The 9,871-nt window shown below is 64.4% G+C and carries 8 protein-coding genes; all 8 read right to left on the reverse strand.

The window, feature by feature from the left end; all coding sequences use genetic code 11:
* Positions 1-166: 166 nt before the first annotated feature.
* Positions 167-1,018, reverse strand: a complete 852-nt coding sequence (locus ACCD03_RS20525) for a hypothetical protein (RefSeq protein ID WP_413412717.1) — start codon at positions 1,016-1,018, stop codon at positions 167-169.
* Positions 1,015-2,073 carry a YaiO family outer membrane beta-barrel protein gene (locus tag ACCD03_RS20530; RefSeq protein ID WP_413412718.1) on the reverse strand — a complete coding sequence of 353 codons (1,059 nt, stop codon included), beginning with the start codon at positions 2,071-2,073 and terminating at the stop codon, positions 1,015-1,017. Before ACCD03_RS20530 ends, ACCD03_RS20525 begins: the two co-directional genes overlap by 4 nt.
* A gap of 86 nt (positions 2,074-2,159) precedes the next feature.
* Positions 2,160-4,010, reverse strand: a complete 1,851-nt coding sequence (locus tag ACCD03_RS20535) for a polysaccharide deacetylase family protein (protein ID WP_413412719.1) — start codon at positions 4,008-4,010, stop codon at positions 2,160-2,162.
* Positions 4,007-4,993: a hypothetical protein gene (locus ACCD03_RS20540; RefSeq protein WP_413412720.1), complete on the reverse strand. Its 987-nt coding sequence runs from the start codon at positions 4,991-4,993 to the stop codon at positions 4,007-4,009. Before ACCD03_RS20540 ends, ACCD03_RS20535 begins: the two co-directional genes overlap by 4 nt.
* Before the next feature lie 10 nt (positions 4,994-5,003).
* Positions 5,004-6,047, reverse strand: coding sequence for a hypothetical protein (locus ACCD03_RS20545; RefSeq protein ID WP_413412721.1), 1,044 nt, complete (start codon positions 6,045-6,047; stop codon positions 5,004-5,006).
* The gene (locus ACCD03_RS20550; protein WP_413412722.1) at positions 6,044-7,369 is read right to left on the reverse strand and encodes a glycosyltransferase family 2 protein; all 1,326 of its coding nucleotides are present in this window, start codon (positions 7,367-7,369) and stop codon (positions 6,044-6,046) included. Before ACCD03_RS20550 ends, ACCD03_RS20545 begins: the two co-directional genes overlap by 4 nt.
* A 27-nt stretch (positions 7,370-7,396) precedes the next feature.
* Positions 7,397-8,554 carry a non-hydrolyzing UDP-N-acetylglucosamine 2-epimerase gene (gene wecB, locus ACCD03_RS20555; protein ID WP_413412723.1) on the reverse strand — a complete coding sequence of 386 codons (1,158 nt, stop codon included), beginning with the start codon at positions 8,552-8,554 and terminating at the stop codon, positions 7,397-7,399.
* A 557-nt stretch (positions 8,555-9,111) separates the two neighbouring features.
* Positions 9,112-9,871: MFS transporter (locus ACCD03_RS20560; RefSeq protein WP_413412724.1), on the reverse strand; the 760-nt coding region annotated here is incomplete at its 5' end.

A 9,871-nucleotide genomic window follows, 5' to 3' on the forward strand; every position in this document is an offset into this window, starting at 1 on the left:
TGAGCGTTCCGTTACTTGGAACCTGAAATTTATTGAATTCTGGTTTAACGCGGGCTAATTGCGCTGTGCCGCGTCGGCATGCATGCACTTAATTGGCGGAGGACCACGCCAACATTAACGATTGATAAAAAAACAGCGCAGCTCCCCGCACCGGGGGGCTATGCACTCAGGCGCCGAACGTCTTTGACGTGGCCCCGCGCGCATTCCAGCTCATCGCCCACGCATAGAAGCCCACCAGCGTGCCGAACTGCAGAAACACGGCCCACAGCAGAAAGATCTGCGGGTACCACAGCATCGACCCCTTGAGCAGCACCACCGATGCCAGCGTGTATTGAAACGGAATGAACACCGTCAGATACGCCATGCCCATGACGGACAGCACCAGCTTGCGGATCAGGCCAAAGTCGAGCACGTTGTAGATCAACGCATAGAGCCATGGCGTGATCAGCACCACCACGACCGACGCCTGCGTGAGCGAGCCGATCGATCCGCCGCCGTCATACGGAAAGCTCGCGGGCCACATGAAGAAGTAGAACTGGGCGCTGGCCTGCACCACGCCAATAAAGCGCAGCCAGTACGCCAGCGGCAACGCACGACCGCCGATGAAGCGGGTGCCGAACAGCAGCGCCAGCGTGACGATCATCCCGACCAGCCATTGCACGGCGGTGGGCAAACCGGCGTCGCTGTGCGGATACGGAATGGCACCAAAGCCCGGCACGAGCGCCTTCACGGCCGCCACGCGAACCTGCCCTTCCAATGCCACGCTCCAGAAACCGATGATGCGCTCCCACAGCCGGGCCACGGTTGGCCAGAGCGCGCAGTAGCTGGCGGTGAGCGCCAGCGGAATCCCCAGCACGTCGATCCAGCGCGAGAGCGGGAACGCCAGACGCCGCATCGCACGGTGCATGACGATGCGATCGCCGCGATAGCCGATCACCCGCTTGGGCTCATGCCCGCGCAATCTCCGCCTAGTGGGCAAGTCGTCGGCTGGCGCTTCCTCGATCGGCTTGGCGTTCATCGGAAACTCCAGCGGAAGCCGATTTCACCGTAGGTGCGGTTGTAGAAGGGGTTGTGGTAGTACTGCGCGCCGATGAGCAGCAGCAGATCGCGCGACACGCGCTCGCGCCACTGGATGGCGTAGCTCATGCTGTTGTAGTCCGCACGCTCGGTGCCGGTGGTCAAGACTTGATAAGCCTCGCGGGCGTGCTCCACGCGCAGCACGAGCGCGCGCTTTTCGTCGTTGCCGATCGTGGCCGCAACGTATTGGCTCGGGCCGAACACCAGGCCGGGATTGGCCCGGTTGAAGCGCAGGCCGCCTTCCAGCACCACCGACTGGAAATACGCCAGCGAACTGAGCACCAGCCCCTGGTCATTGCGCACACTGTCCTGGCCCTGCGCGTAGTAAGCGCCGATGCCCACCACGAAGCGGCGGTCGGGCCCGAACTTGCGATAGCCCGCCACATCCACACGCCACTTCGAGAACAGCTCGCTGTTGCCCGTGCCCGCGCCAACCAGGAAGTAGTAATCCTCGGAGATATCGCGCGTGAGCGAGAGTGCGCCGTACTGGCCCGCAAAGCCAAACCGGCTCTGCCGATCCAGCTCGGCCTGCCAGATGCCATATGAGGTGACCATCATGCCGCGCAAGGCCACTGCCGTGGCACCGCCAAAGCCGTCGCTCATACGGCCGGTGTCGAGCACGGCCTCGATGGCGGCGCGCTCGGGTGCGTAGGGTTCCGGCACAGGCTGCGGCACGGTGGGCGCGTTGGCGCCAGGCGTGGGCACGGGGGTTGCGGCCAATGCCGTGGCGTCTGCCGGCGGTGTGGCGCCTTCCTGTGCAGCCGGTTGTTCCGGTTCGGTTGCAGCCTCTTGCTGGGTTGCCGGCTCTGCCGGTTGCATCGCTCCGGCCGGTTGTGCAGTTTCTGTCGGTTGCGCCGGTTGCGTCGGTTGCGCGTCTTCCGCCGGCTTGGCGGCATCCTGGGCGGCGGCCGGCTCGGCAGCCTGAGCCCACACCGCTGGCGCAGTCATGCCGCAGATGGCCGCCGCCACCATCCACGCGATTGGAGTTCGGTTCACGCTGGTATTTCCCCGTCTGTTATTGAAGCGGGCGCCGGCCTTTTTTTGATGCGCGGCGGCGGCCCTTTCTGCTTGTTGTCTTGTGCTTAGCTGCCCGTGTTCAACTTGGCAGCAATGGCGAGCTTGGTGCCGGCGCCTGCCACCACGCGCCAGTTGTTCCCTTCCCTGACCACGCTGGCCTGGCCCGTTTCCACACGCGGCTCGGCATAACGATCCGCCGGGAACAGCCATGTCAGGTCGTTCAGTGTTTCAGGATTCTCTGCAATCACGCGCACGTCGCCGCGCTCCGATGTCGTGTGCCACACGGTCTTCTCACGCCGCTCGGCAAACTCGGCCATCTGCGTGATGGTGTGCCAGTGGAAGCGCTTGCGTGCCTCTTCCGCGTCGGCGGCTTCCATCAGCGCGTCAATGGCGTGCAGGTAGCGCACCGCCCCGGGCGGGTGGAAGTAGATGAGGCGGATTTCGCCCGAATCCGTGGTGAACTTCACCAGCGAAGTCAGCCAGGCTGCGATCTCCGCTTCCGGAATGTGCGCCATGTCGGCTTCTTCGATAGTCGCGTACTGGCCATACGTCTGTACGGGGAAAGACCAGATGTGCGCGTCGCGCCGGCCGTTGCGATACGTGCGCGTCGGCCCCTGGCCGATGTTGCCGGTGAAGTAGTAGCCCTTGACGTTGTGCTCATCCAGCCAGCGCGTCGCCCATTCGGGCTGGTTGCCGGTGGGGGCGGAATACTCGGTCTGCGGCTTGCCGGTCAGCTCCTGGATGGCGTCTGCGTTCTTCTGCAGATAGGTCTCCATGGTGGCCTGGTTCTCTTCCGTCACGTTCAGGCCAAACCAGTCGTGAATCCAGCCGCCGTGGCTGCCTACCTCGTGCCCTTGCTTCATCAGGCCATGCACGACCTCCGCAAAGGCGGGGTTGTGGGCGAGGTTCACACCCAAGCCATCGCCAAACTGGCGCTGGTCAGGGCCGGCGGTGATGTGGAAGCTGAACGGGCCGCGCTTGAAGACGCCGTCTTCAATCAGCTTGTCTGTGGCGTCAATACAGATGCGCGCGTCGCAGTGCCAGTTCAGCACAAGGCCACCCACGCCCTGCGGCGCCGGCGACAGGCGCGGCTGTTCCAGCACGTGGCCGGCAAAGTAGCTGAGGAAGCCGTGCATCAGCACGCCATCGGTACGCAGTTTGAGATACGTCAGCGGCAGGTTGACGAACAAGACGTGGCCTTTGCCCACGGTGCGCTCGCCCGCGATGATCGAGTTGTCTTCGGAGCGCAGCAGCACCTTGCCGGCGTAGTCGCCATGCGTGCGCAGGGTCGGATACTGCAGCATGTCGTGGCCGTAGCCCGACAGCACCGCGCGCCCTTGCGAGACAATCCAGCGCCCCGGCGGAATATGCAGATCGACCATCGCCTCGGGCTGGCCATAGACGGTGGCCTGGCTGGCCATCTTTTCGCGCAGCGTTGAATAGAAGCCATAGGGCACGCCGGCCAGGGTCGACATGCGCGAGGCGCCGTCCTCGTAGAAGCCCTTTTCGTTGAGGATGCCTGCGTCGTACACCTGCATGAGCGCGCCGCCGTCTTGCACGAACTGGCTGATCTGGTTGACGAGCGCGGTCGTCATCGACCGGTGCACGGTGTCGGGCAGGATCACGCCGGCAAACACACGCTCGCCATTCAACCCGTGGCGCACGAAATCCGACGCCGACATGGTGCGCAGGCGCACGCCCTCTTCCAGCGCGGCGTCTTCCCAGGCTTGCACGTAGATGCGGTTGTCTTGCCCGAGGTTGTCAGGCACCACCAGCACGATGTCGTCGGTCTGCGGGCGGCCGGGCCCGGCGCTGAGGTTCCGCGCCAGCAGCAGCGCGCACGCCGCAAAGGCGATCAGGATCAACAGGCTGGCCAGGTGCTTGCGCCAGTTGATGCGCTTGGAAGGTGTGCTCATTCGGAAATCGCCAGTGCATGCGAGAGCCCGATCAGCGCGCCCTCTTCCATCAAGTTCCAGCGGCCTGCGGCGCGCCATTGCGGCGCGGCCTGCAGCCACCTCTGCGCAGTCGGCATATCGCCCAGCGTGTAGGCGGCCCAGGCGATCATGCCCCACGGGAACGGGTCAGCCTTGCCCGACAGCCACGTCTGCCCGTAGCGGAACTTCCACACTGCCCATTTGCGCTGCGCGGCGGGGCCGCTTTCCAGGTCATGCACCCACGGATAGACCGGCGCAACCGCCGTCGGGTAAAAGCCATACGGCGTGGGCGGCAGGCTCACGCGTGCGGGCTCCAGCGCGCCGTTCAACTGATAACCGTAAGCATGCGCGAGACCGCTCATCATCTGCTTGTGTGATGGCAGTGCGGCCAGCTCCAGCGTGTAGTGCAACGCGGCCTTGGGGTCGGCGCGCAGGCGTTTCAGTGCTCCAGCCACTTCCACGTTGTCGGCAAAGTAGGCTTCCGGCCGATCGGCAAACGCCTGGAAGGTCACGCGCGTCGGATCCCACAGCGTGGCCAGGTGCACAAGCGAGAGACTGCAGCTCGCCAGCAGTTGCGGCGGGCCATGCAGGATCTCGTTGACGAGCAGGCACCAGAACACGGCTTGCGAGTCGTCCGCATCGGCGTGGCCACATGCGGCCCATCCGTCTGTGCCATTGCGGCAAAGGCGTGGGAACGTGCCATTGGCCTGTTGATACGGCAGCAGCCAATTGGCAAGCCCCACGGCCGGGGCTTGCACGTCGGCACCTAGGCGGTGCGCGACCAGCAGGGCTTCGATGGCAACGTAGGGCTCGACGTAATTGCCCCGGGCGAATACGGTCATGGCCCCGTCGGGCGTGGTGAAGTCTTCAAACATCGTGGCACCGTGCGCAGCAGCAGCCGACACGGCGAGGCCCGCCAGTACGGCACCGCAGCGGCGAACGCAAGCGCTCCAGAACGTGACCATGCAAGCCTCCTTACCCTTCCACACGCGCGAACTCGTGCGCGGTAATCACGCCATGCACGACGCAGCCAGCCGAGACGAACAGGCGGTTGCAGACCAGCGTGGTCGGTGCATCAGGGCGGCCGATACGGCAGTTGGGTCCGAGGACGATGTCCTCAAAACCGATCAGCGGGCCCAGTACCGCACTCCCCGCACCGATCTCAAGATTCTTGCGCGCAGACAGCGTACCGGCGATGCGTACGCCGTCGCCCGTACGCAGGTGCCCGTGCGTCTTGATACTGCCTTCGAGCGCAATGCCGCCCGCGACACGGCAGTCGCCGCGCACCACGTAGTCGCAATCGGTTACCTCGCCGGCCGACAGCGTGGCATCGCCGTCGAGCACGCGGCGCTCGGTTGCGGGTTTCGGCATGCCCACCGGCTGCGCAGCGTTGCGCACGTCGCCAAACATCACCTCTGTGGCACCCGCACGCTCGAAGCGTGCCGGCGCAGCCATCACGATGCGGTCCTCCGCCGTGACACGGCCTTCGACACGCACGTTAGGCCGCAACCGCACATTGCGGCCATGCACCCAGCGCTGCACCACCACGTTTTCGCCCAGTTCGATATCGCCTTCAGCCAGGCAGGCACGCAGGCGGGTGTCGTGCTCCACCTCGACATCCTGCTCGACGTACAAGTCGGCACGCACGCGGCTGCGTGGGCCCAACCACGCGTTGCCCCGGAACACGACGATGTGGTTGACCTTGTCCAGCATGCGCACAAGCCCTGATTGCTCGGCAGACGGCCGGCCGCGCGGGTCGCGCCCCACGCTCAGTTCCGCGCTCACGGGCACCTGGTAGGCGGCACCCGCAGCACGCATGGCTTCAACATCCACGCCGTACTGCTCTTGCAGCCGGCGGCGGAAGCTGTTGGCAAAGAAGGTGAGATTGTTCGGCTGGTCACGCCGCATCGGCAGCGGCGCGGAGTCGGTGGGGCGCAGCCATTCCGACAACGCCGGCAGGAACGGCAGCACGAGCAGGCCCGCAACCGCGCCGCTCAGCAGCAGCACGCTTCCGATCATGTGCCCTCCGGGCCGGTGCGCACGGGCACCTCGCCAGCCATGATGTTGACCACACCCGCGGCTTCGGTGCGGAAGCGCTCGGTCTTGTCCCACACCAGTTCGCGCTTTTTCACGGCATCGATCACCTGCGTCACACCCGCGCGCGCGATCGTCATCATGCTGACCAGGAAACCGAACAGGTTCAGCGGCAGCAAGCGAATGCGGTTGCGATGGCCATCGAGGTAGGTGGCCGCCGCAATCTCAAAGAAGGCCGCATTCGTGCCCAGCCCGCCGTAGCACAGCAGCGCCGCCAGAAGAATCCAGCCCGAGACGATGGACTGCGCCGCCGCATAGAACAGGATGACGGCCACCACCCAGCCGGCCAGCTGCACCATCGGCATGACGAAGATCAGCAGCAGCAATGCGCCATCCAGCCGTTCCAGCCGGCTGATGCGGTCATTGGCGAGCAGCTTGCGGATGTTCTGCACCATCACCTGGTTGTGGCCGCGCGACCACCGGCTGATCTGCTTGAGCCGCACGGGCCAGACTTCGGGCACCTCTTCGTAGCATTCGGAGCGGTTCTGGTAGACCGTCTTCCAACCGTGCTGCAGCAGGCGGAACGTCACATCGGTGTCTTCGGCCAGCGTGTCGATGTTCCAGCCGCCGATATCGTCCAGCGCGCGACGGCGGATGCCGCCCACGGTGCCGCCGTACTGCGGTACCAGGCCCAGGTTCATGCGGGCGGTCTGGTCCACCTGATAGCCGCCGGAGCGCTCCAGATCGAGCAGGCGCGTGAGCAGGTTCGCGCCGGCATTCACCGGCACCACGCGGCCCATGATGGCGCCCACTTCCGGATCAAAGAACGGCGCCACGAGCTGTTTGATGAGGCCGCGCGCCGGCAGGTAGTCGGCATCGAACACGATCATGATCTCGGCGTCGATCAACTGCGTGGCGTCGCGCAACGCAGCCGCCTTGCCGGGCCGGCCTTCCGTGCGGTGAAAAAGCTGGAAGCGGCCCGGGTTGCGCGCTGCAATCTCGTCGATGATCTCGCGCGTGCGGTCCTTCGAGCGGTCATTGACGGGCATGATGGTCAGCTTGTCCTGCGGGTAATCCACCAGCAGCAGCGCGTTGAGGCAATCCGCAATCACGCGCTCTTCGTTGTGCGCTGCCACGCAGACCACCACGCTGGGCCACACACCCTGTTCAATGTCGAGGTACGGCTGACGCTGACGGCCGAACAGCCGGTTCAGCGTGAACAGGTAGTGACGCGCGGTGTACACCACCAGCAGCGTGATGATGCAGAACGCAAGCACCAGCAGAATATCGATTGCGAGCGTGGACATGATCGTGATTGCCTTTTCGGTTTCCGCTCAGGCGGCTTCGCGTGCGTCCGCGTCGCCAAGGAATTCCTGGACGAAGCCGCCGCCCAGGGCGGACACGATGCGCTGCGAAGCCAGCCCATCGCCATAGGGGTTGAGGTGCTGCGAGAACGCGCGCCATGCGTCGTTGTTGTCGTACAGGTGGCTGACGGCTCCCACGACGCTGTCCACCTCAGTGCCGACCAGGCGTACGGTGCCGGCCTGCACGGCCTCCGGGCGCTCCGTCACGTTGCGCATGACGAGCACCGGCTTGCCCAGCGACGGCGCCTCTTCCTGCACGCCGCCCGAGTCGGTCAGGATCACGTGGGCACGCTGCATCAGGCGCACGAAGCGGGCGTAGTCCAGCGGCTCGATCAGGTGCACATTCGGCAGGCCTGCCAGCGCGGTCTGCACGGGCCCGCGCACGTTGGGGTTCAGGTGGATCGGATAGACGATCTGGATATCGTCGCGGCGCGCCAGCTTGGCCAGTGCCTCGCAAATGTTGGCGAACCCTGAGCCGAAGTTTTCGCGGCGGTGGCCCGTCACCAGCAGCACCTTGCGGTCGTCCTTCAGGAAGGGGAAATGCGCATCCAGCTCGGCGCGGAAGGCATCGTCCTTCACGATGCGCTGCGTGGTCTGCAGCAGCGCGTCGATCACGGTATTGCCCGTCACCAGAATGCGCCCGCCCAGGTTCTCTGCCTGCAGGTTGCGGCGCGACGAATCGGTCGGGGCAAACAGCAGATCGGCGCACACGTCGATGGTGCGGCGGTTCATCTCTTCCGGCCAGGGTTGGTACAGGTCGCCCGTGCGCAGGCCGGCTTCAACGTGGCCGATGGGAATGCGACGGTGGAACGCCGCCATGGCCGACATCATCGCGGTGGTCGTGTCGCCGTGCACCAGGATGCGGTCGGGGCGCACCGTCTCAAGCACGTCATCAAACGCTGTGAGCAGGCGCGCGCTCAGTCCGTTCAACGTCTGGTTCTGCGTCATCAGCTCCAGGTCGTATTGCGGCGTGATGTCGAACAGGTCCAGCACCTGCTGCAGCATCTGCTTGTGCTGCCCCGTCACGCAAACGACGGATTCCATGGCCGACTGCTCGGCCAGTGCCTTGACGAGCGGCGCCATCTTGATCGCTTCGGGCCGTGTGCCGAAGACGGAGAGAATTTTCATAGCCGGATAGAAGACGCACGGCATGCGCATCGCAGACGCGCATACAGCACACAGGACTGACGAAGGGAATCGGGTGACGCCTCCTCCGTGCCTCCTTCTTGTTCTTGTGCGACTGTGGGGGCGGGGAAACCGGGCGTCTTGCAGGCCGCAATTTTCTCAATGAACACGCCATTGCCGCCACCCCTCGTTTTTTTAAACAGAAAGGCTGACTAGGATTACCCCTTCTTTAGGGGGTGCCGGACATAACCAGCGCTAGCGAAGAAAATTGGATGCGGGATCGCGTGCGTTGCTGAAACTGTCCGCAGGGCGCGGAGCCGCACTGGCACTTGCGTTACAGCCGGTTGATTGCCTGATCTTGAATAATCAGCTGACAAATCGGCGTCTCATGCCCGGCTTGTCTTAAAACCGAAACATGCGCAATTGCAACGCGAATGAAAACACAAAACGGCCGAATCTTTCCCACCCATTAGTGGGGTGTTTTGATTATCTGCTGACAAAAAAAAGCGCGGCGTCTTCCAAACGCCGCGCGCTGTGCACTTTTGGGGGAAGCACAGGAGTTAAATCGATTCGAGTTCTCGGCCGCGCGTTTCCGGCAACGTGAGAGCCGCCACGATGAGCAGCCCATAGGCGCCCGCCGCGAAGATGCCAATGGCATGCCCGAGCGACGAATGCGCACTCACCTGCCCGATCAGGAACGGAAAGCATGCGCCCACCGCCCGGCCCACGTTGTAGCAAAAGCCCTGGCCCGAGCCGCGCACCGCCGTTGGAAACAACTCGGTCAGGAACGCGCCCATGCCGGCAAAGATGCCCGAGGCAAAGAAGCCCAGCGGCAGGCCGAGCAGCAGCATTGTGCTGTCGGTCACCTCCAGCTGCGTGTAGGCCAGCGCCACCACCATCGAGCCCACAGCAAACAGGATGAAATTGCGCTTGCGGCCCAGGCGGTCAGTCAGCACCGCGCTGATCAGGTAGCCGATGTACGAACCGATGATCACCACGGCCAGATAGCCGCCGGTGCCCAGCACGGTCAAATGGCGCTCGGTTTTCAGGAACGTCGGCAGCCACGTGGTGATGGCGTAGTAGCCGCCTTGCGCGCCGGTGGTCAGCACAGCGGCACGCAGCGTGGTGCTCAATAGCCGCGGAGAGAAAATCTCGAAGAAGCTCGTGCGCTCGGCGGCTTGTGACTTCGCTTCCTGAAACACCTCCGGCTCTTTCACCAGCCGGCGCAGGAAGAACACGAACACGGCAGGCACGATCCCCACGAGGAACAACGCGCGCCATGCGGTCTCAGGCGGCATCACGCTGAAGAACCACGCGTAC

It is taken from the genome of Ralstonia sp. Ralssp135 (genome assembly GCF_047304345.1).
Classification (GTDB): Bacteria; Pseudomonadota; Gammaproteobacteria; order Burkholderiales; family Burkholderiaceae; genus Ralstonia; species Ralstonia chuxiongensis.

What these genes read in the sequence shown, in the direction of transcription:
- ACCD03_RS20525 (WP_413412717.1), bottom strand. Translation starts at nt 1,018, where the DNA reads ATGAACGCCAAGCCGATCGAGGAAGCGCCAGCCGACGACTTGCCCACT.
- ACCD03_RS20535 (WP_413412719.1), bottom strand. Translation starts at nt 4,010, where the DNA reads ATGAGCACACCTTCCAAGCGCATCAACTGGCGCAAGCACCTGGCCAGC.
- ACCD03_RS20540 (WP_413412720.1), bottom strand. Translation starts at nt 4,993, where the DNA reads ATGGTCACGTTCTGGAGCGCTTGCGTTCGCCGCTGCGGTGCCGTACTG.
- ACCD03_RS20545 (WP_413412721.1), bottom strand. Translation starts at nt 6,047, where the DNA reads ATGATCGGAAGCGTGCTGCTGCTGAGCGGCGCGGTTGCGGGCCTGCTC.
- ACCD03_RS20550 (WP_413412722.1), bottom strand. Translation starts at nt 7,369, where the DNA reads ATGTCCACGCTCGCAATCGATATTCTGCTGGTGCTTGCGTTCTGCATC.
- wecB (WP_413412723.1), bottom strand. Translation starts at nt 8,554, where the DNA reads ATGAAAATTCTCTCCGTCTTCGGCACACGGCCCGAAGCGATCAAGATG.